Genomic DNA, 21,379 nt, shown 5'->3' on the forward strand with positions numbered 1-21,379 from the left:
TCATCGGACCCCGAAGACCGCCGTCAGGAGCCGGGGATCGTCGTCAGGAACTCCCCGGTCCAGGCCAGCAACTCCCTGCCCACCAGTGGCCGCCCTCCGACCTTGGCGGTCTTGGGACGCGGCACCAGCACCTGACGGGCCGCGGGCTTGAGGACACTGCCCGGATACAGGCGCTTGAGTCGAAGCTCCTGCGACTCGCGCAGTTCCACGGGGCCGAAGCGGACGTGGGGACCCTGGAGCACGATCTCCGCCACCCCGCAGCTCCGCGCCAGCATTCGCAGGCCCGCCACCAACAGCAGGTTCTCCACCGGCTCGGGCGGCTTGCCGTAGCGGTCGGCGAGTTCCTCGCGCACCGAGGCGATGTCCTCCTCGCCGACGGCGGAGGCGATCGACCGGTACGCCTGGAGGCGGAGCCGCTCACCGGGGGCGTAGTCGTGGGGGACGTGCGCGTCGACCGGCAACTCGATCTTCACCTCCAGCGGTGGCTCCTCCTTGGCCCCGCCCTCCAGTGAGGCCCGGTAGTCGGCGACGGCCTCGCCCACCATCCGCACGTACAGGTCGAAGCCGACGCCGGCGATGTGCCCGGACTGCTCGCCCCCGAGGAGGTTGCCGGCGCCCCGGATCTCCAGGTCCTTCATCGCCACGTACATGCCGGCGCCCATCTCGGTGTGCTGGGCGATGGTGGCCAGCCTCTCGTGCGCGGTCTCCGTGAGCGGCTTCTCCGGCGGATACAGGAAGTACGCGTATCCTCGCTCACGGCCTCGGCCGACCCTGCCTCGGAGCTGGTGCAACTGGCTCAGGCCGAAGTTGTCGCCGCGCTCGACGATGAGGGTGTTGGCGTTGGAGATGTCGATTCCGGACTCGACGATGGTCGTGGAGACCAACACGTCGAACTTCTTCTCCCAGAAGTCGACCACGACTCGTTCCAGCGCCTGCTCGGTCATCTGGCCGTGCGCGGTGGCGACGCGGGCCTCGGGGACGATCTCGCGCAGCCTGGCGGCTGCGCGGTCGATCGACTCCACCCGGTTGTGGATGTAGAAGACCTGGCCCTCGCGGAGCAACTCGCGACGGACCGCCGCACCGATCTGCCTCTCCTCGTAGGGGCCGACGAAAGTCAGCACCGGGTGCCGTTCCTCCGGCGGGGTCGTGATCGTGGACATCTCCCGGATGCCCGTGACGGCCATCTCCAACGTCCGAGGGATGGGCGTCGCCGACATCGTCAGCACGTCGACGTTGGCCCGCAGCTTCTTCAGCCGCTCCTTGTGCTCGACGCCGAAGCGCTGCTCCTCGTCGACGATGACCAGCCCCAGGTCCTTGAAGGTCGTCTCGGAGGAGAAGAGGCGGTGCGTGCCGATCACGACGTCCACCGAGCCGTCCCTCAGACCCTCCAGGACGGCCTTGGCCTCGCTGTCGCTCTGGAAGCGGGACAGCGCCCGGACGTTCACCGGGAACTGCGCGTACCGCTCGCCGAACGTCCCGAAGTGCTGCTGCACCAGGAGCGTCGTGGGCACCAGCACAGCGACCTGCTTGCCGTCCTGTACGGCCTTGAAGGCGGCCCGCACCGCGATCTCGGTCTTGCCGTAGCCGACGTCGCCGCAGACCAGACGGTCCATCGGAACGGACTTCTCCATGTCCTCCTTGACCTCGGCGATGGTGGTGAGCTGATCCGGGGTCTCGGCGTAGGGGAAGGCGTCCTCCAACTCCCGCTGCCAGGGCGTGTCGGGCCCGAAGGTGTGCCCCGGCGCGGCCATCCGCGCGCTGTAGAGCCTGATCAGATCGGCGGCGATCTCCTTGACCGCCTTCTTGGCCCGGGCCTTGGTCTTGGTCCAGTCCGCCCCGCCCAGCCGGTGCAGAGAGGGCGCCTCGCCACCGACGTACTTGGTGATCTGCTCCAGTTGGTCGGTCGGGATGTACAGGCGGTCGCCCGGCTGGCCGCGCTTGGCGGGGGCGTACTCCACCACGAGGTACTCGCGGGTGGCGCCCTGCACGGTGCGCTGCGCCATCTCGATGTAGCGGCCGACACCGTGCTGCTCGTGGACGATGAAGTCACCCGGTTCGAGGGTGAGCGGGTCGATGGTCTTGCGCCGGCGCGCCGGCATCCGGGCGCCGTCCCGCCCGGCGGCCTTCTGCCCCGAGAGATCGGTCTCGGTGAGGACGGCCAGCCCCAGCGCGGGGGCAACGAAGCCGTGGTCGAGAGAGCCACACGCCACGTGCACCACGGAGGGGGTCGGCTCGGCCAGGTCCGGCTCCAGCCGGGCCGGGATTCCCTCGGCCGCCAGGACCTCGACGGTCCGGGCGGCCGGGCCGTGGCCCTCGGTGAGGTAGACCGTGCGACGACCCTCCGCCAGCCAGCCCTTGGTGTCGGCGAGCGCCCGCGCGGTGTCCCCGCGATACGCCTCGGAGGCGCGCAGGCCCAGTGTGAGGGTGTCGGCCTCGTCGAGGTCGGTGCCGGCGGCGAACGGCGACACCGACCACCACATCATGTCCAGCTCGCGCGCCCGCTCCCGGACCTCCGCGATGGACCGCAGGGAGGCCGCGCCGACGTCGATCGGCGCCTCGCCGCCTCCCGCCGTGGCGGCCCAGGACGCCTGGAGGAACTCCTGGCTGGTGGCGACGAGGTCGGCCGCGCGGGTTCGCACCCGCTCCGGGTCGCAGACGAGGGCCATGGAACCCCGGGGCAGCACGTCCAGCAGCAGTTCCATGTCGTCGACGAGCACCGGGGCCAGGGACTCCATGCCCTCCACGGCGATGCCCTCGGCGATCTTCCCGAGGAGTTCGGACAGCTCGGGGTGGCGCTCGGCCAGCGCCCGCGCGCGGTCGCGGACGTCGGCGGTCAGCAGCAGCTCCCGGCAGGGTGGCGCCCACAGGCCGTGCTCGGCCACTTCCAGGGAACGCTGGTCGGCGACCTTGAAGTAGCGGATCTCCTCGACCTCGTCGCCCCAGAACTCCACACGCAGCGGGTGTTCCTCGGTCGGGGGGAAGACGTCGAGGATGCCCCCGCGCACCGCGAACTCGCCGCGCTTCTCCACCAGCTCCACCCGCGTGTACGCGGCGGCTGCCAGGGCCTCGACGACCTCCCCGAGATCGGCGCTCCGCCCGGCCCGCAGCGCCACGGGAACCAGCTCGCCCAGCCCCTTGACCTGCGGTTGGAGCACCGAGCGGACCGGGGCGACGACTACCGAGACCGGACCGGCGCCCGGGTCGTCCCCGCTCGGGTGGGCGAGCCTGCGCAACACGGCCAGCCGGCGCCCCACGGTGTCGCTGCGCGGGCTGAGCCGCTCGTGCGGGAGGGTCTCCCAGGAGGGGAAATCCACGACGCCCTCGGGCGGCAGCAGCGAACGCAGGGCCGCCGTCAGGTCCTCCGCCTCCCGCCCCGTCGCCGTCACGGCGAGCACGGTACGGCCCGTGTCGCGGGCCAAGGCGGCCACCGCGAGGGGACGGGCGGCCGGCGGCCCGACAAGATCGACGTGCATGCGGTGGCCGTCGACCGCCGCGGTGATCGCCTCCGCCAGGGCGGAGTCCTCGACGACGGCGTCGAGCAGACCGTGCAGGCTCATGGTGGTGCATTCCGTCCCGGGTGGACAACACGACAGGCCCGACGCGCCTCGCGCCCCGGGGCATCCACCCTACGACGGTGCGCGAGGGAACGCCGGGGGTGTGGACAACACCAGGGGGTGTGGACGACGCCGGTGGCCGGAGGTGGCCCCGGCCCCTCCCGTGGATGCCTCGCCCCCTCGGACCGAGGGATGCCAAGCCCCCGGGTGCGTCGCGGGCGGGGAACCTCCCACCGGTCCGGAGCGGCCCCCGCCGAGACCGGTGAACCGCCCCGAGGACATCTCCCGGGGCGCGGCACCGCGTCGCCCGGGAGGACAAACCCACTCTCCACGCCGGCGCCCGCGCCCGGTGCCCTCGCGCGCGCTCCCCGGGCGCCCGGCCGTCAGCCGGTCCGGGCGGGACCCTCCCCGGCTTCGCCAAGGCACCGCGACAGCGCCCCGCCGACCGCTCTCGCCTGGATGGTCCGCCGGTCTTCGGGCCCCACGACGCGGTCGAGGTCGTGGACGAGGTCGACCAGGATCTCGTGCGCCTCCGCCGGGAGTCGGGCCTCGAACAGGAGAGTGCCGAGCACCTGGCGGTAGTAGAGAAGATCCTCGTCGTCGGGGTCCGCGAGCGCCCCGCGCGCGTCGGCGACCAGGTCGCGCGCCAGCCGCACGGCCTGGGCGAGTCGGTGCTCGCGGAACAGATCGCCCGCGGGGCCGCACGAGAACGCCGCGGCACGCGTGTCCACCACGAAGGCGGCGCGGTCGCGCAGCCCCTCGCGGGTGTTCCCGCCGCCGTAGGCGGGGTTGGCGAACAAGGCCAGGTCCGCACCCGCGCCGACAGTCCGCGACAGTGGCCGCTCTCCACCGGTGGCGGCGAGGGAGGTCGCGATCCGGCGGTGCAAGGTGACCAGGTCCAGGTGTCGGGGACCGTCCGGGACACCACGCAGCACCACGTCGAGCAGGGCGCCGGTGAACACCGTGGGCTGGTCCTCGGCGCCGATCCGGTAGTCGGCCCGCCGCCCCGCCTCCGTGGCCGTCAACAACTGGACTCGCTCCCCCTGGGGGGTGCGCAGGGCCCAGCCGGCGAAGCAGCAGTCGAGGATGGCCACATGGAACCGGGCCGGAACTCCACGCATCGTCGCGAGGACTTCCGCCAGCGGCAGCGAGGTGCCGGCGGAGTGGCGCGAGTGGTCCAGGGTGCCCGTGAGGGCCAGGCAGACTTCGCTGCCCGAACCCGACCGGATCGCGTGACCCGCGAAGTAGAAAAGGAGCACGTCGAGTTCTCCGTCGACGTCGGCGGGCTCCAGCAGCGGGCCGAGCACGTCCGCCCGGGTGTGCGGGTCGACTCGCAGCCGAACACGGTGGGGCTCGAAACATCCGTGCTCACCGCTGAGTACCGGGGCCAGCGACTCGATGTTGCGGGCCACCGAGGCGATCGGATCGAGCTTGCTGGGGGTGACGTGGGTGGCCGTGCCGACGAGCACGGCCAACGTGTGGGAGCGGCGCGGCACCAGTGCCGCCCACTCCGATCCCGCCATGCCCGCCTCCCTCACGGACCGGGGCGCGCCACCGGATCGCCGCCGGCGACATCTCCCTCCCCTTCGTCCGACGCCGACCGCCCTGCGGCGAAGTCCTCGAATCGCCGCAGAGCCTCGTCGAGGCTGGCCTCGTCGACGGTGATCCTGCGGGTCACGCCGTCCTGCCGTACCTCGAAGGTGACGGGGGCGGCCGTGGCCCGCTGCCCGAGCCAATAGCCCAGGGCGCCGACGGCGGCGGTCAGGATCGGCTCCACCGCCCCCACGATCTCGAGCGCCTCGGCGAGGCCGCCCATCCTCCCGGGCTCGACGGGAACGGTGACCAGTCGGACGAATCGGCGGAACTCCTCGTCGCCGTCCAATAGTTCGGCTGCCTCGCGGGCGAGTTGGTCTCGCTCCTCCGCCGACCCCTGGAACGTGATCCTGACCGTGTCGCTCACGCCGCGCCTCCTTGGTGGTCGTCTCGTCCGAAGTGCGCCGGTGGTTCGGGGAAGGGGATTCCTTCCTCCGGCCCCGGCGGCGCCGCCCGCGCGCGAGCGGCCGGTGGCGGCGGTGCGGGCGGGTGGAACACCGGCGGACGCCCAGGTGTCTCGTAGGGGAATCGGAAGGCGGCGTTGGTCTCCGCCGTGACGACCCGGGCGACGAGGGCCCGCTCGAACTCTCCGAGCGGCACGGGCACGTCCTGCTGGTGCGCCAGGGAGAGCCAGACGTCGTGGAGTGTGGCGAACGCGTGCCAGGCACGACGGACTTCCTCCGGGTCCCGCACGGGGCTGACGACGGCCGCGGGCGGCCCCGGCCGCGGGTCCCCTGTCGAGGTCTCGCCGTCTCTCCCGGACATCACGGACGCGACCCACTCCGGCAGTTCGGGCGGTATCGGCCGGTCGGCGGCCAGCGTCACGCGCATCCGGTAGCCCCGCCGCACGTGCGCCCCGTCCGACAACCAGGCGTAGAAGTCGGCGGCACGGGCGGCGAACGGGATTCCCGGCTCCTCCCGGCCGATCGCCGGGTTGAAACGGCCCGGTCGCGACAAGATCTCGAACGCCTGGGCGAGTCGACGCGCCGTCTCCGAATCCCGCACCCGCCAAGATGCGGGCTCCAGTCGCACACCGAGAACGACGGTACCCGGGGTGCGGGCGAGCTCGGCCCAGACCGGCTGCCAGTCGACCGCCTCCGTGGGGTAGGGATCCAGGGTCATCCCGACCGGGAACGGCGCCTCCGACCGGCGGATCGACTGCCAGTGGATTCTTCTGCGAACCTCGACCACGTGGGCGAGGTGACCCGGGAAGGGGCTGAGCGCGGCAGCCGTCTGTTCACGACTCATCGGTTCCGAACGCACGTGGCGCGGCAGTGCCGACATGCCGGTCGAGAGTGTCCCCGCGAGGGCTCGAGCCCTTCGCCCGTCGGCGGCATAGGCCCGGGCGAGGAGTACGCAGGAGAGCCGCCCCGACCCCCCGGTCGACTCGCCTCCCCACTCGCCGGCGATCGTCCTGAGCTCCCAGCAACGACCGTCATCCGCCCACTGGCCGTCCAGCCATGCCCGCTCCGCGCGCGCCAGTGATTCGCGCCGCTGCCCCTCCGGGAGTCCCGCCGCGGCGGCACTGTGCGCGGCGGCGGGATCCGGCGCGATCCGCAGCCCCGAGTAGCAGTAGCTCGCCCCTGGGGAGCCGGACTCCAGGAAGCCGCCGTCTCCCGGTGTCAACGGTGGTCGTCCTCGCGCTCGCCCGCCCGCCGGTGGTCGTCGGACCGCGCCCCGTGTTCGGCATCCCGCCACCGCGCGGTCCCCTCCGGACGCTCCGGCTTGTCGAGGATCGGCCCCACGGGCATCGGCGGCGGCTCGGCCGGAACGGCATCCCCGGTGGGCGCTGCCTGCCTCGGCAGATCGACCCCGCTCCCGGTGTACTCCGGCGAGGGGGAACCCCCGTACTCGGCGGGGGCGTGGTACCCAGGCGCGCTGGTCGGCCCCAGACCCCGGGCACCGGGGAGTCCCTCCGGAAGGGCACTCTCGTGGCCGGCGTCTTCCAACGCCACCATCAGCCCCTCCCGCGAGGCCATGTGGACGGCCTCGCGCATCGCCCTGGCCCGCTCGCTCCGCAGGATCTGGTGATCGATCTGGTTCTGACCCCTGACGCTCTCCCACATGTCGCCCAGGAGACGCCCGATGAGCTGGTAGCCCCGCCGAGAGCGCCACATCATCCACCCGAGGTAGAGGCTGGTGCCGTACCCGAAGACGGAGATGTACGCGACGTATCCCCGCTCGCGCAGCACGAGCCGACCCTGCTCCTCGGTGACCCTCACCGGGAACCCCCTGGCCCTGAGGACCTTGCGAATCCCCTCGTGGGCGTGCTCCTTGCGCCCCTCCCGCTCCGCCAACAGCACCCGCCACTCCGCGATCGGCTCCGGCTCCCTGGAGAGGAGGACCACCAGCCAGAAGAGAGCCCCGCAGCCGAAGGAGGACAGCGTCATCCACGCGCCGGCGGCCTCGAAACCGCCGCCGATCAGCAGGAACAGCCCGAAGAACGCCGCCACGCCGAAAGCGACGAGGGAGACGACGAACGCGCGGGCGAAGAGGAAGAAGATCTGGGCGATGCCGACGGTCTCGTTCAACCGCGTCTCGATGTCGGTGAAGCGGAGCGTCTTGTCCAGGTACGCGGCGTTCCCGTCGCCGCCTCGCCATCCGGGAAGCCCTGGGTCCTGATCCGAGAACATGAGCCGTCCACCCCTCTGCCACACGGTTCATCATCCATCGCGGAGAGTGACCAGAATCGCACACGTCGCCACACACGAAAAGGGATGTTGCCGAACTCGCACCCGTATTCGGTATTTTCTCCTGAACCCGACATTCCGCTTGCCTCCGCACCCGACACGATGCCGACGAACACCGCGAAGCACAGCACCCCGTGCACATGACAACGCGGTCGTGACAGGCTGGCCCCGACGACCGGATGTATGGGGAAACGATCGGGAGGGGCGCGGAGGTGGCCGGCGCGGAATCCGCTGTGCACGAAGTCGGACGACCGGTGGGAGCCGAGCGGCGAGGAGCCGTGGTCGCGGCGTTGATGCTCACCATGGCCCTGGCCGCCCTGGACGCGACCATCGTGGCCACCGCGGTGCCACAGATCGTCGGCGACCTCGGCGGGTTCTCCTACTTCTCCTGGCTCTTCTCCGGCTACCTGCTGGCCGTCACCGTCAGCCTCCCCCTCTACGGGAAGCTCTCCGACACCTTCGGCCGGAAACCGGTGCTCGTCACCGGCGCGGCGATCTTCCTGCTGGGGTCGTTGCTGTGCGCCCTCGCCGGGAACATGACGGCCCTGATCGCCTTCCGGGTGGTCCAAGGGCTGGGAGGCGGGGCCCTCCAGGGCACGGTGCAGACCCTCGCCGCCGACCTGTACCCGCTCCGGGACCGGCCCAGGATCCAGGCCCGGCTGTCCGCCGTGTGGGCGGTGTCCTCCGTCGCCGGTCCAGGCGTGGGGGGTGTCCTCGCCGCCCACGCGGACTGGCGGTGGATCTTCCTCGTCAACCTTCCGATCGGCTCCGTGGCCCTGTGGTTGATCGTCCGCCACCTGCGCGAGCCTCGGCCGGCCCGTCCTCCGGAACCGTCACCGTGGACGCGGGTCGACTGGCCCGGCGCCGTCGCCGTCCTCGCCTGCGGAGGGGTGTCGCTGACCGCCGTGGTGCAGGGCGGGGTCGCCTGGCCCTGGCTCTCGGCACCCTCGCTCTCGCTGTTCGGCGCCGGACTGGCGCTCCTCGCGCTGACGGTGGTGATCGAGCGCCGGGCGGCGGAGCCGATCATCCCGGGGTGGGTGTGGCGGCGCCGGCCCATAGCCGCCGTCAACGTCGCCATGGGCGCCTTGGGGTTGTTGATGGTGGCCCCCGCCGTGTTCCTCCCGACCTACGCCCAGGCGGTGTTGGGACTGACGCCTGTCGCCGCCGGCTTCGTCCTCTCCGTGTGGACCCTGAGCTGGCCCGTGTCGGCGGCTCTCAGCCAGCACGTGTACCGCAGGATCGGCTTCCGCGACACGGCCCTGCTCGGGATCGGCACCGCCTGCCTCGTCCTGGCCGCCTTCCCCTTGCTCCCCTACCCGGGCTCCGCCTGGCAGCCCACCCTCCTGATGCTGCTGCTCGGCGCGGCCCTCGGCCTCTTCCAACTTCCCCTCGTCGTCGGCGTCCAGTCGACCGTCGACTGGGGGGAGCGGGGCACCACCACCGCCTCCGTGCTGTTCTGCCGGCAGACCGGCCAGACCCTCGGCGCCGCGCTCTTCGGGGCCGTGGCCAACGGCGTGCTGGCCGGCCGGCTCGGAGAGTCCGGCGATCTCGACTCCCTCGCGCACGGACTGGGGGCGGGCGCCGCCGCCGAACCGGTCCGACGCGCCATGGCCGACGCCGTCCACGCCGTCTACCTGGGAGCGGCGGGGGCGGCCGCCCTGGCCTTCCTGGCCCTGCTGCTCCTGGCGCCCAGGAAGTTCCCCGTCCGCACGGAGTGACCGCCGGCGAGAACGCTCTGGGCCGGTCAGTCCACAGCCCGGCCCGTCAGCGCGCCGAGCCGGTCGCGCACCGCCTCCAACTGGGCCCTTACCTCGTCCCGTCGGTCCTCGTGCTCCCGCAGCACCCGGTCGGTCTCCCGCTCCACCTCGTCCCGGCGGAGCACCGCCGCCTCCGTGATCTCCGCCGCCAGCCGGCGGGCCATCTCCGCCCGGCCGCGCGCCAACTCCCGGGCCTCGGCGACCGCGCGTTCGGACAGGGCCAGCGCCGCACGGGCACGCGTCGCCGCCTCCTCGTCCCGCGCCTCGCCCTCCTCGGCGCGGGCCACGGCGGCCCGCTCGACCTCCGCGGCCCTTCGGTCGTGTTCCTCGGCCTGCTCCGCGAGGCGGGCGCGGGCGTGCCGGCGCGCCTCGCGGAGTACCTCCAGGGCCTCGCGCCGCGCCGCCTTGACCTCCCGTCGGACCGCGATCCGCACCGCGTCCGCCTCCGCTCGCGCGGCGCGCAGCCGTCCCAGGGCGAACGTGTCCGCCTCGTCGCGGACGGCGTCCCCGCGCTCGCGGGCCTCTTCCCGGACGGCCGCGGCGTGCGCGCGGGCAGGCTCGATCATGGCGTGCGCGGCGCCGCGCGCCTCCCGCGTCAGCGCCGCTGCCTCCTCCTCCGCCAATCGGAAGAGCCGCTCCGCTCCCTGTCCGAGCGTCCGGTACGTCTGCGGGACGAGGCCGGCGAGGGCCTCACTCGACGCCCGTGCCTCCTCCGTCATCTCCCGCGCCAACACGGTCAACCGGGCGGCCCGTTCCCATGCCGCGTCGCGCCGCCGGGAGAGGGCCGCCACCATGGCGTCGACCCTCTCGGGGGGATAGCCCCGTGCGAACACCGACACACGCCGGAAACGGTGGGGGGACGCCGACGCGCTGTTCATGCTGGACACCCCTGGAGTGGAGGCTACGCACTACCGGACCCGGTCGACCCTAGGAAACCGTCGGCCGTCCCACCAGGCGACACACCACACGGACACGCGCCCGGTCGGGGCGGCGACCGCGTCGGGGCTCGGTGCGCCCTCGCGCGGCCGCGTCCGCCGCGGCACGGAGCCGCTCGGCGGCCCTCGGCCGCGGCAGAACGCCGAGTTCGCCCCGCGCCGCCGCGACGGGGCCCCCACCGGCCGCCCGGGCCCGGGCCGGGCATCTCAGAGAAGTCCGTCCCACATCTGTTCCAGCAGGACGGACCACCAGCTCTCCGGGGATCCGAGCGCGGCCGGATCCAAGGAGGCCAACCGGGCCTGGAAGTCGACCGTCCACCGGCCCGCCTGCTCCTGGTTCAACCCGCGCCGCAGCGGCCACATGCCTCCGAGCAGGGCGAGGCAGCGGGCGAACTCCACGATCCCCGTGTTGACGAAGCGCGGCGGCGCGGGGACACCGGCCGGGGCCGACTCCACGGGCACCGCGACGATGGCGGCGGTGCCGTACTGCACACAGACGGCCCGACCGAAGTCGCTTCCCACCACGAGGTAGGACGCCGCGTCCGCCACCGGGCGCAGACCCTGCTCGGCGGCGAGTTCGGCCAACGTGGGCACCGGACGGCCGGGGCGCGCCAGCGCCCAGAAGAACGGGCCCGCGTCCATCGGCAGCCCGGCCGCGGTGAGCGTGCGCGCCACCACCTCCGGCACGCCCTGCCGGGCGACCGCGGCCGGCTCGCAGCGGAACACCCCGGACCCGTAGGCGGCCGTCAACTCCCGTCCCACGACCTCCGGGGGGACCGGTGCCACGGGACGCACGGGCGGCAGCGGGGCACGGACGGGCGCGGGGCGTGACGGTCCGGCGGCCACCTCGCGGAGCTCGTCCTGGTGCGCCAACAGTCGGCGCACTCCCTCCCGTCGACCGGCGTGGTCGGTTCCGTAAGGTGCGATCGACGTGATCCGCGCCTGGGGCCACTGTTCGCGGATCATCCGCGAACAGTAGGCGCCGGGCAGGTCGCAGGAGCGCAACTCCGTGTGGAGTTCCAGCACCTGGTCGGGCGGCACGTTGGCGGCCCGCAGTTCGTGGTAGATCTGCCACTCCGGATGCGGTGCCCCGGGTGCGGAACGACGGATGATCTGGTGCTCGGCTCCGTCGGGCCCCCGGTAGCGCAGGACGGCCTGGTAACCCGGCCCCACGGTGGGCGGGGAGGGCGGCGGGGCGCCGTGGGCGGGCGCGCCGGGTCCGGGGAGGCCTCGGGGGCCGTCCTGCGCGGGTGCCGCCTCCGGGAGCGGCTGTCGGCCCGCGTGCGCGCCGGGGCGGGGAGCGGCGAGCGTGGTCTCGGCGTGGGGGACGGCCCGGTGTCCGCCGCCCCCCGCTCCCGGGGCGGGGGGTGTGTCCGGCGCAACGGGCGGCGGCGCGGCCGGCATCGGCGGCGGTCCCGGTCGGGACGGTGGGACGCCGGGTGGGCGGACCGACGGGGTGATCATCGTGTCCGCTTCGTGCAGCCCTGCCGGGGCCCGGTCGTCGGGGAGCGGTCCGCCCGGCGCGGCGGGCGGACCCGACCGGCGGGGCGACCGGGGTGGGCCGGGGGGTGCGGGCGGTCCCGGGTCGCCGGGCTCCGGTGGCCCGGGCGGCGCCGGGGCCGGAGTGGCCGGGTGTGGCTCGTCGTCGAGGGAGGGGACGGGAGGGGAGGCCGGTGGACACGCGGGAGAGGGCACCCGGCCGCCCTCGGCCGGCGTCGACGACAGGGGGCCGTCTCCGCCCGCGGGGCGATCGGGATCGGACGCCGTCCCCGACGCCGGGGCACGACCCGCCGACGCCGGGGGCGCGGGTACCCCCGGCGGCCCGGGCGCGGACCCGTGCGGGCGACCTTCGTCGTCCTCGTCGGCCGGTGGGGACGCGAAGACCGTCTCGGGCAGGGGCACGGAGCGGTCCTCGCCCTCCTCGGCGTTGGTGTCCGTGCCCGCCCAGGGTGTCGCCCCGGGCTCCTCCCGATCCCGGTCGGGGTCGGGACGGTCGGGAGCCGGCTCCGACGGCCGGGCCGGGGCAGGCCCGGCGCCCGCCTCGTCGCCCCCGAGGCGCGGTGTCGACGCGGCCGGGGCGTCGGCGGGCGTGTCGTCGGCCACCTCTACGTCGCGCTTCCCCGCCTCGGGCACCGGCGAGGGTGGGCCGGGGGGCGCCTCGGGGGCCCCTCCGTCCGGGCCGGCGGCACCGGCCTCACCGCCGCGGTCGCCGAGGCCCAGTTTGTCCGCCGCCTCCTGCAACCATTCCGGTGGGCTCAGCAGGAAGGACGTCTGGTTCAGGTCCAGCCGCTCCGGAACGACCGCGTCGGGCCTCGGCGGCGGGTCCGAGGGACCGTACTCCTCCTCGTACCGGCGGATCACCTCGCCCACCGGCAACGACGGCCACAGGGTGGCCTCGCCACTGTCCCGCGCGACGACCAGGCGCTGTGCGCCGCCCTCGGAGCGGGGCCCGTCCGGCCGGTCCTCGGCCCAGATCACGAACCCCGAGCCGAATTCCCGCACCCGCACCTCGCGACGCAGGTGTTCCGGGACATCGCCGTTGACCCATTCGGTGCCGCGCTCCAACGCCTGCGCGAACGTCACCATCGCCGACCTCACCCCTCGGAGGGTGCCACCGGCACCCTGCGCGCGAATCCACCGTCCACCATCAGCCCGGCCACCGTCTCCAACTCGGGCGGAGAACCGGCCAATCGCGCCAGGAAGGCGTCGAAGTCCTCGCCACACGGTCGCAGCAGACGCTCCGCCCGCTCGGCCGGCGACCACGAGGGGTCCGCGTCCCGGACGTCGTCGTAGGGGCAGAACCAGACGGAACCGGACCGGTCGCCCCGCACCTTGACCGCCAACAGGCCCCCTTGGACGAAGGCGACGCCCAGGAAGTCCTTGGTCAGATGATCTCGCAGGCACTTGTTCACGTAGACGAGGTCGTTGACGGCCGCCTCGTCGCGCACCGTGAAGAAGGGCTGGTCCAGCAGGATCCCCAACCCCGCGTCCAGCGCCGTCCCGACCGGGGCACAACCGCCGGCCGCCTTCAGGAACGACCGGTAGGGGCCGGGGAGTCGACAGCCGAGGTCCTCCTCGACACCCTGCACCTGCTGCTCGCCTACGGCCGTCCCCGACTTCGGCAGCCCCACGTGCGCGGGTCTGGTGTCCCGCAGGGGGCGCGTCCCCCGCTTCCCCTGGTCGACCCTCGCGGTGGCCATTCCCCCATGGTGCCGCAGCAAGGCCTTCACCTCGACGGGAATCAGCTCCAACCGCCGTGATCCGACGACGTGATGCCAGGTCCAGCCGTGCGGGGTGGCCACCGGGGACACGGTGTCCCACAACGCGTGCCCCGAGGCGGACAGGGCGGCGTTCGCGGACACGTAGTCCGTCAGACGCAACTCGTCGATGCCGAACCCCTCGGGAGGGTCCGCGATCTCCGCGGCCACCCTGGCGTAGGGGGAGAAGTCGGGGAACCCCCGATCGTCCACCCGCACCCCGTTCGGGTGGCGAGCGGCCCTTACGGGGTCCGGGAAACGCACGACCTGACCCGCGTAGGCCGCGTTCGGCGGCCCGGTGCCCGCCCCGTCCCGACCTCCCGGAAGCGTCTCCGCCCCGAGCCGACCTGTCGTCATGGCAGTTGCCCCCTGGAGTCTCTGTCCACCTGTCAGCAGTCGCCGGAACACCGCGCGAGCCCGCGGCCCGAGACAGCCTATGCCGTCCGGCGAACCCGGGTGCCGGCCCGGGGCGGGCTCCGGACCCCGCCCCGCGACATGCCGTCACCCCGCCGTGACTCACCGCCCATACGGCGGAGTGTCGCACCGCGTCCGCTTTCCCAGGAGCCCGCGAATTTGGCAATCTGTGACCTCCGGGGGATGCTCAGGAGGGGATGACGACGATGAGCGCGACACAGACGGGGCCCCATCCCCTCACGCCGGACGCCCCGGCGGGCGCCCCACCCGGGGCGAGCCCTCCGGCGGGGGACCCGCGCGTCGGCTGGAGCACCAGCGACACCCCCGACCCCCCTGACCTGCGCCACCGCCGCGACGGCGTCCTCCCGACCGTCGCCGCCGCGCTCTCCGTGCGCGGCACCACGCTCACCGGCACCGCGGCGCGCCAGGACACGCCACCCCCCCTCCACCCGCTCGTCCGGGACTTCCTCGACGCCCTGGCCGCCGGCCAGAGGGACCGTTTCACCGGCCGCTGTGCCGAGACCCTGTTGATCTCCCGGCACCTCGGCGTCGCGGACGCGGCCCGGAGCAAACGCGCCTCGCGCAAACCCATGACCAACGGCGAAGCCCGCAAGGCGCTCAGGAACGGCAAGCTCACCACCCGCCGCATCCGCGAGGCCGGCGATCCGCTGCACGGCACCTTCGCCCCGCCCTGCCGCGCCTGCACCGCCCTGAGCGCCCACTTCGGCGTCCGCGTCGTCGACCCCGTCGCCGACGACTGACGGCCCGACCCACCACCGCAGACGATCCAGAGGCCGATGCACGCCGACCACACCCCCGCCGACCGTTTCCCCAGCGCCGTCGACGCCGCGCTCCGCGCGGCCGGATGGCGGCCCGGACGCCGCGACATAGAGCGCGCCGAGGCATGGGCCGACGCGCTACGGAACCACCGCTCGCCCGCAGGGCACCGCCACACCGTCGTACCCGCCGCCGTGGAGGCCTGGGCCGAGTTCGGAAGCCTCACCATCGCCCCCACCGAGCCCGGCCGCCATGTGGCGGCGCTCTCCCTCGACATCGACCCCATGCACGGCCTCCACCTCGCCCGCACCCTGGCCGACCTCGGTCGCGCCCTCGGCACCGACCTGTGCCCCCTCGGCGCGGACACCGAGTGCCACGGCCTTCTCGCCATGGACGCCGAGGGCCGGGGCTACGCCCTCGACCACGCCGGGGACTGGTATCTCGGCGACGACTTCGGGCAGGTCCTGGCCACCCTCCTCACCGGCACCACACCGACCCGGCTCGTCGCGGGCTGAGACCGCGCACCGGGCATCGCGCGATGGCGGGCACGGCCGGGCCGAACGCGGGGGCCCCGCCGGCGGAGCGGGCATCCGCCCCGGCGCCTCCCGCTCCCCCGCCGCGCCCCGCACGACCCCGGCACCGCCACCCCCACCGGCCGGCCGGGCACGGTCGGGGGTCAATCCGAGGGGATCACCGCCGAGACGCGGAAGCCCCCCTCGTCCGTCGGCCCCGACACGAAGACCCCGCCCAGTGCGGACACCCGCTCGCGCATCCCCACCAGGCCGTTGCCGCCGGACGGCAGCCCGGCCGACCCGACCGGACCGACGCCGGGCGGCGGCTCGTTCTCCACCTGGGTGGCCAACTCCGACAACCGGTAGGCCACCCGCACCCGGGTCCGCGCCCCGGCCGCGTGCTTGTGCGCGTTGGTCAACGCCTCCTGAACCACCCGAAACGCCGTCTGCTCGACCTCGGGCGCGTACGACCGTCGCTCGCCGTGAAGCGACAGATCCACCGCCATCCCGGCGGCGGCGGACTGCCCCACCAACTCGCGCAGGTCGTCGAGGCCGGGCCCCTCGGGCAGCGGCTCCGCCGGCGTTCCCCCCGGGCGCGGCCCGTCCTCGGCCACCGCCACGCCGTCCGACGCCACCGCCGACGACGCCCGCGCTCCCGCCCCCGCCGCGCCGGCCCCGGCGCGCAGCACCCCGAGCATCTCCCGCAGTTCGGTCAGCGCCTGGCGCCCCATCTCCCCCACCAGGCCGGCGTTGAGCGCCGCCTTCTCCGGGTCCTTCCCGACCACCGCCTGCAGAGCCGCAGCGTGCACCACCATCAGGCTGACCCGGTGGGCGACCACGTCGTGCATCTCCCGCGCGATCCGTCGACGTTCCTCGTCGCGCGCCCACTCGGCACGCTCCTCCGCCCGCTCCGCGAGGAGCTGCAACTCCCGCTCCAGGCTGTCCGCGCGCTCACGCAGGCTCTCCATGAGGCGCCGCCTGGCCCCCACGTACAGGCCGGCCAGCAGCGGCGGGGCCGTCAGTCCGACGGCCATGGTCACGGAGGCGAACGGCACCACCCAGGATTCCGGCACCGGGTCCCGGGGCGCCGCCTGGCCGGTCCGCACCAGCGTCGCGATCAGCGTTCCGAGCAGCGACACCGCGGCCAGGGACCCGATGACGCGCCTGGGCGACTCCGAGGCAGCGAGCGAGTACAGCCCGACCACGCTCAACAGGAAGCCCATCTCCGCGGGGGTGACCGCGACGGCCACCACCACCACGGCCGCGGGCCACCGCCGGCGCACTGCCAACACCGATCCCGCGGACATCCCGAGAACGACGCCCGCGACCGGCGGAATCCCGGCCTCCCTCGCGAAGGACACCCCTTCCGCCCCGCACTCCAGCGCCGAGAGGGCGGCCAGTCCGACGTCCAGGGCCGCGCTCCGTCGCCGCTCCCACCACCAGGGCCCGCCCCGAACCGACACCTGATCTCCCCCCGCCGCTGTCATGCCCTCCACCCTACGGTCGCCCCCCGCAGGCGCTCGCGGACGTCGTCCCGGCGGAGGCCCGTCGCGCCGGGACCGTCTCAGGGACCCGGTGCGCCGTGCCCGCGGACGCCGGTCCGCGCGGGCGGCCCGGCGGACGGTCTCCCGCGGGCGAGCCGCTCTCCGGTATGGTCTGAGGCGCCGTCCCCCGTGGTGTAACCCGGCAGCACACCAAGTTTTGGTCTTGGCAGGTCAAGGTTCGAATCCTTGCGGGGGAGCCAGCGCGCCCCACTCCGCGCGATCCCGTGGTGATCAAGGAGCGGACCCGCGGCCGTGCCCCCGCGAGGGCCCCCGCTATTCTGCGGTCGTCCGAGCACCCACAGCCGAAGGGCATTCCGTGAGCGCCAATCGCCCGGCAGCCGTCGTCGTTCTCGCCGCGGGTGAGGGCACCCGCATGAAGTCGGCCACCCCCAAGGTCCTGCACGAGATCTGCGGCCGTTCCCTGGTGGGTCACGTCGTGGCCGCGGCCGGGTCCCTGGAGCCCGAGCATCTGATCGTCGTCGTCGGACACGGGCGGGAGGAAGTCGCCTCCCACCTCCGCGAGATCGCCCCGCACGTGCGGACCGCCGTCCAGGAGGAGCGGAACGGCACCGGTCACGCGGTACGGACGGCCCTGGAGACGCTGGGTGGCGACGTGGCGGGCCCGGTGGTCGTGGTCTGCGGGGACACGCCGTTGCTGACGGCGGGGACGCTTCGCGCCCTCGGCGAGGCGCACGAGGCGCAGGGGAACGCGGCCACTGTACTGACGGCCGAGGTACCGGACCCCACCGGCTACGGTCGGATCGTGCGGGACGGCGCGTCCGGCGCGGTGACCGCCATCGTGGAGCACAAGGACGCCACCGAGACGCAACGCGCGGTGCGCGAGGTCAACTCGGGGGTGTTCGCCTTCGACGGCGAGTCGCTCGCGGACGCCCTGGGCAAGGTGCGGACGGACAACAGCCAGGGTGAGGAGTACCTGACGGACGTGGTCGGCATCCTGCGTCGGGCCGGTCGGCGGGTGGGCGCCTGCCTGGCCGAGGACCACCGCGAGGTCGCGGGGATCAACAACCGGGTGCAGCTGGCCGAGGCACGCCGGGTGCTCAACGAGCGGTTGCTGACCCGGGCGATGCTGGCCGGCGTGACGGTGGTCGACCCCGCCACGACGTGGGTGGACGCCCAGGTGACCTTCGAACGCGACGTGGTGGTGCACCCGGGCACCCAGTTGCAGGGCGCGACCCACCTCGCCGAGGGTTGCGAGGTGGGTCCGGGCTCGCGCCTGGTGGACACCAGGGTCGGGGCGGGCGCCCGGGTGGACACGACGGTGTCGATCGAGGCCGAGGTGGGGCCCGCCGCCTCGGTGGGACCGTTCGCGTATCTCCGGCCGGGCACCCGGCTGGGCGGGCGGGCGAAGGTGGGCACGTACGTGGAGACGAAGAACGCGACCATCGGCGAGGGGTCGAAGGTGCCGCACCTGTCGTACGTGGGCGACGCGACGATCGGCGAGCACACCAACATCGGCGCGGCCAGCGTCTTCGTCAACTACGACGGCGAGCGCAAGCACCACACCACCGTGGGGTCGCACTGCAAGACCGGTTCCGACAACATGTTCGTGGCGCCGGTCACGGTCGGGGACGGGGCCTACACGGCGGCCGGGTCGGTCATCACCAAGGACGTGCCGCCGGGTTCGCTGGCGGTCGCCCGGGGCCAGCAGCGGAACATCGAGGGCTGGGTGGCCCGCAAACGCCCCGGGAGCGAGGCGGCGAAGGCGGCGGAGGCGGCGTCGACCGAGACGGGCTCCGAAGTCTGACCGGAAAGCGGTGCCTCCGAGTGGGCGTACCGTGATAAGTGCACACCCGCACCCCACACCGGCCCGGGGCTCGCGCCACCGGCCGGGAGACCTCTGAGGAGACAGTGCTGTGACCGGGATCAAGACGACCGGCGAGAAGAAGATGATGTTCTTCTCCGGCCGCGCCCACCCCGAGCTTGCCGAGGAGGTAGCCCACCAGTTGGGAGTCGGTGTCGTCCCCACGAGGGCCTTCGACTTCGCCAACGGCGAGATCTACGTACGCTACGAGGAGTCCGCGCGGGGTGCGGACTGCTTCCTGATCCAGAGCCACACGGCTCCGATCAACAAATGGGTCATGGAGCAGCTCATCATGATCGACGCGTTGAAGCGGGCCTCCGCCCGCTCCATCACGGTGATCGTGCCGTTCTACGGCTACGCGCGGCAGGACAAGAAGCACCGCGGGCGTGAACCGATCTCCGCCCGCCTGATCGCGGACCTCATGAAGTCGGCCGGCGCGGACCGGATTCTCGCGGTGGATCTGCACACCGACCAGATCCAGGGCTTCTTCGACGGTCCCGTGGACCACCTGTTCGCCCTGCCGCTGCTGGCGGACTACGTGGGCGCCAAGGTGGACCGGGCCAAGCTCACGGTGGTCTCGCCGGACGCGGGCCGGGTCCGGGTCGCGGACCGCTGGTGCGACCGGCTCGGCGCCCCCCTGGCCATCGTGCACAAGCGCCGCGACAAGGACGTGGCCAACCAGGTGACCGTCCACGAGGTCGTCGGCGACGTGCGCGGCCGGATCTGCGTCCTGGTCGACGACATGATCGACACCGGGGGCACGATCTGCGCCGCGGCGGACGCCCTGTTCGCGCACGGCGCCGAGGACGTCATCGTGACGGCCACGCACGGCGTTCTCTCGGGCCCGGCGGCGGACCGGCTGAAGAACTCCAAGGTCAGCGAGTTCGTCTTCACCAACACCCTGCCGACGCCGGACGAGCTGGAGCTCGACAAGATCACGGTTCTCTCGATCGCCCCGACCATCGCGAGCGCGGTGCGCGAGGTCTTCGAGGACGGTTCGGTCACCAGCCTGTTCGACGAGCAGTAGCGGACGGATCCCGCCCCCTCGCGGCGGCGGGAGATCGTTTTGGGCGCGGCCTCGGGCGCCGAGTACACTCCCCGGTGTTGCTCGGCGAGGGAGGCCGCGCCCGTTCTCCGACGGGGCCGGCTGTCCGTTATCGACGCGCTCTTCGTAGCAGGCCGCTCGTGGCCGGGTGACCACGTCCGTTCTGATTCCACGAGGAGTGATCATGTCCGAGGTGAAGATCTCCGCCGAGACGCGCACCGAGTTCGGCAAGGGCGCCGCCCGCCGCATCCGTCGCGCCGACAAGGTTCCCGGCGTCCTGTACGGCCACGGCTCGCAGCCGGTGCACGTCACGCTGCCCGGTCACGACATGCTGATGGCCCTGCGCACGCCGAACGTCCTGCTCTCGGTGGAGATCGACGGCGCGCCGAACGCGCTGGCGATCCCGAAGTCCGTGCAGCGCGACCCGCTGAGGGGCTTCCTGGAGCACGTCGACCTGCTGCTGGTCAAGCGCGGCGAGAAGGTCCAGGTGGACGTGCCGGTGGTGGCCGAGGGCGACCTGGCCCCCGGCGGGAACCTCCTGGAGCACGTCCTGACCGCCCTCCCGGTCGAGGCCGAGGCGACGCACATCCCGGAGCAGGTCACCGTCTCCGTCGCCGGCCTGGAGTCGGGCGCGGCCGTGCACGCCCGCGACATCGCGCTGCCGTCCGGCGTGTCGCTGGCCGTGGAGGGCGACGCGGTCGTCCTCCAGGTGCTGGCCGCACAGGTCGAGGAGACCTCGGCCGAGGACGAGGAGACCTCGACCGAGGTCTGATCCCCGGACACGGTGGCATCGCGTCGGCCGCCGCTCCCGCGTGGAGCGGCGGCCGACGTGCGTGGAGGATGGTATGAACGGAGGAGGTGGCGGGTTGACGACGGACGAGACCGCTCCCTGGCTGGTCGCGGCTCTGGGAAACCCGGGGCCGGACTACGCGGGCAATCGGCACAACGTCGGTTTCATGGTGGCCGACCTGCTGGCCGAGAGGTGGGGCGGGCGGTTCAAGCGCCACGGAAAGGCGCAGGCCCAGGTCCTGGAGGCACGAGTGGGGCCGCCCGGGCCGGCGAGTCGGCGCGCGGTACTGGTGAAGCCGATGTCCTACATGAACCTGTCCGGTGGTCCGGTGACGGCGCTGCGCGACTTCTACAAGGTGCCGACGGAGCGCGTGGTGGCCGTCCACGACGAACTGGACATCGACTACGGAGTCCTGCGGCTGAAGCTCGGCGGCGGCGACAACGGGCACAACGGGCTGAAGTCGATGACCAAGGCGATGGGCGCCGACTACCACCGGGTGCGGTTCGGGATCGGCAGGCCGCCGGGACGGATGCCGGTGGCGGACTTCGTGCTGCGGGACTTCTCGTCGGCGGAGCGCAAGGAACTGGACTACTTCGTGGACCGGACGGCCGACGCGGTGGAGTGCCTGCTCACCGAGGGGCTGGAGCGGGCGCAGAGCGCCTTCAACGGCTGAGGCGCCCCACCCCCCG

General features: G+C 73.4%; 16 protein-coding genes and 1 tRNA gene. 8 read left to right on the forward strand and 9 right to left on the reverse strand.

All coding sequences use genetic code 11. The features are described from left to right. Nucleotides 1-23 precede the first annotated feature (23 nt). From mfd to JEK78_RS07985, 5 genes are all read right to left on the reverse strand, one after another. Nucleotides 24-3,557: a transcription-repair coupling factor gene (gene mfd / locus JEK78_RS07965; protein ID WP_200263404.1), complete on the reverse strand. Its 3,534-nt coding sequence runs from the start codon at nt 3,555-3,557 to the stop codon at nt 24-26. A 380-nt stretch (nt 3,558-3,937) separates the two neighbouring features. After that, entirely contained in the window at nt 3,938-5,077 is a 1,140-nt protein-coding gene (locus tag JEK78_RS07970; protein ID WP_200263405.1) for a caspase family protein, read from the reverse strand. A gap of 11 nt (nt 5,078-5,088) precedes the next feature. Then, entirely contained in the window at nt 5,089-5,514 is a 426-nt protein-coding gene (locus tag JEK78_RS07975; protein ID WP_200263406.1) for a hypothetical protein, read from the reverse strand. Continuing rightward, a complete protein-coding gene (locus tag JEK78_RS07980; RefSeq protein WP_200263407.1) occupies nt 5,511-6,773 on the reverse strand; it encodes a hypothetical protein in 1,263 nt (420 codons plus the stop codon). The genes JEK78_RS07975 and JEK78_RS07980 overlap by 4 nt, the downstream gene beginning before the upstream one ends. After that, nucleotides 6,770-7,780, reverse strand: a complete 1,011-nt coding sequence (locus JEK78_RS07985) for a hypothetical protein (RefSeq protein ID WP_200263408.1) — start codon at nt 7,778-7,780, stop codon at nt 6,770-6,772. The genes JEK78_RS07980 and JEK78_RS07985 overlap by 4 nt, the downstream gene beginning before the upstream one ends. 350 nt (nt 7,781-8,130) lie before the next feature. On the opposite strand from JEK78_RS07985, the gene JEK78_RS07990 reads away from it, so the two are divergent. Then, nucleotides 8,131-9,555, forward strand: coding sequence for an MFS transporter (locus JEK78_RS07990; protein WP_242483380.1), 1,425 nt, complete (start codon nt 8,131-8,133; stop codon nt 9,553-9,555). A 26-nt stretch (nt 9,556-9,581) separates the two neighbouring features. Here JEK78_RS07990 and JEK78_RS07995 read toward each other — a convergent pair whose 3' ends face one another. The 3 genes from JEK78_RS07995 to JEK78_RS08005 form a co-directional block, all read right to left on the reverse strand. Beyond that, nucleotides 9,582-10,433, reverse strand: a complete 852-nt coding sequence (locus JEK78_RS07995; protein ID WP_347341205.1) for a cellulose-binding protein — start codon at nt 10,431-10,433, stop codon at nt 9,582-9,584. Nucleotides 10,434-10,736: 303 nt separating this feature from the next. Further along, nucleotides 10,737-13,115, reverse strand: a complete 2,379-nt coding sequence (locus JEK78_RS08000; RefSeq protein ID WP_200263410.1) for an SUKH-4 family immunity protein — start codon at nt 13,113-13,115, stop codon at nt 10,737-10,739. Nucleotides 13,116-13,123: 8 nt separating this feature from the next. Further along, the gene (locus JEK78_RS08005; protein WP_200263411.1) at nt 13,124-14,143 is read right to left on the reverse strand and encodes an SMI1/KNR4 family protein; all 1,020 of its coding nucleotides are present in this window, start codon (nt 14,141-14,143) and stop codon (nt 13,124-13,126) included. Between the two features lie 254 nt (nt 14,144-14,397). On the opposite strand from JEK78_RS08005, the gene JEK78_RS08010 reads away from it, so the two are divergent. Both JEK78_RS08010 and JEK78_RS08015 read left to right on the forward strand, forming a co-directional pair. Beyond that, the gene (locus JEK78_RS08010; protein ID WP_200263412.1) at nt 14,398-14,961 is read left to right on the forward strand and encodes a YwqJ-related putative deaminase; all 564 of its coding nucleotides are present in this window, start codon (nt 14,398-14,400) and stop codon (nt 14,959-14,961) included. 36 nt (nt 14,962-14,997) lie between these two features. Then, a complete protein-coding gene (locus JEK78_RS08015) occupies nt 14,998-15,492 on the forward strand; it encodes an SUKH-3 domain-containing protein (protein ID WP_200263413.1) in 495 nt (164 codons plus the stop codon). A 161-nt stretch (nt 15,493-15,653) separates the two neighbouring features. Here JEK78_RS08015 and JEK78_RS08020 read toward each other — a convergent pair whose 3' ends face one another. After that, nucleotides 15,654-16,976, reverse strand: coding sequence for a histidine kinase (locus JEK78_RS08020; protein WP_200263414.1), 1,323 nt, complete (start codon nt 16,974-16,976; stop codon nt 15,654-15,656). A 180-nt stretch (nt 16,977-17,156) separates the two neighbouring features. Here JEK78_RS08020 and JEK78_RS08025 point away from each other — a divergent pair. From JEK78_RS08025 to pth, 5 genes are all read left to right on the forward strand, one after another. Beyond that, nucleotides 17,157-17,233 (forward strand) — tRNA-Gln (locus tag JEK78_RS08025). Between the two features lie 116 nt (nt 17,234-17,349). Further along, the gene (gene glmU / locus JEK78_RS08030) at nt 17,350-18,798 is read left to right on the forward strand and encodes a bifunctional UDP-N-acetylglucosamine diphosphorylase/glucosamine-1-phosphate N-acetyltransferase GlmU (protein ID WP_200263415.1); all 1,449 of its coding nucleotides are present in this window, start codon (nt 17,350-17,352) and stop codon (nt 18,796-18,798) included. Between the two features lie 109 nt (nt 18,799-18,907). After that, nucleotides 18,908-19,882 (forward strand): ribose-phosphate diphosphokinase, encoded by a 975-nt coding sequence (locus tag JEK78_RS08035; RefSeq protein ID WP_200263416.1) that lies wholly within the window; start codon nt 18,908-18,910, stop codon nt 19,880-19,882. A 202-nt stretch (nt 19,883-20,084) separates the two neighbouring features. Continuing rightward, nucleotides 20,085-20,672 (forward strand): 50S ribosomal protein L25/general stress protein Ctc, encoded by a 588-nt coding sequence (locus tag JEK78_RS08040; RefSeq protein ID WP_200263417.1) that lies wholly within the window; start codon nt 20,085-20,087, stop codon nt 20,670-20,672. A 73-nt stretch (nt 20,673-20,745) separates the two neighbouring features. Further along, nucleotides 20,746-21,363 (forward strand): aminoacyl-tRNA hydrolase, encoded by a 618-nt coding sequence (gene pth / locus JEK78_RS08045; RefSeq protein ID WP_200263418.1) that lies wholly within the window; start codon nt 20,746-20,748, stop codon nt 21,361-21,363. Nucleotides 21,364-21,379 lie beyond the last annotated feature (16 nt).

The organism is Streptomyces sp. HSG2 (genome assembly GCF_016598575.1).
Lineage (GTDB): Bacteria > Actinomycetota > Actinomycetes > Streptomycetales > Streptomycetaceae > Streptomyces.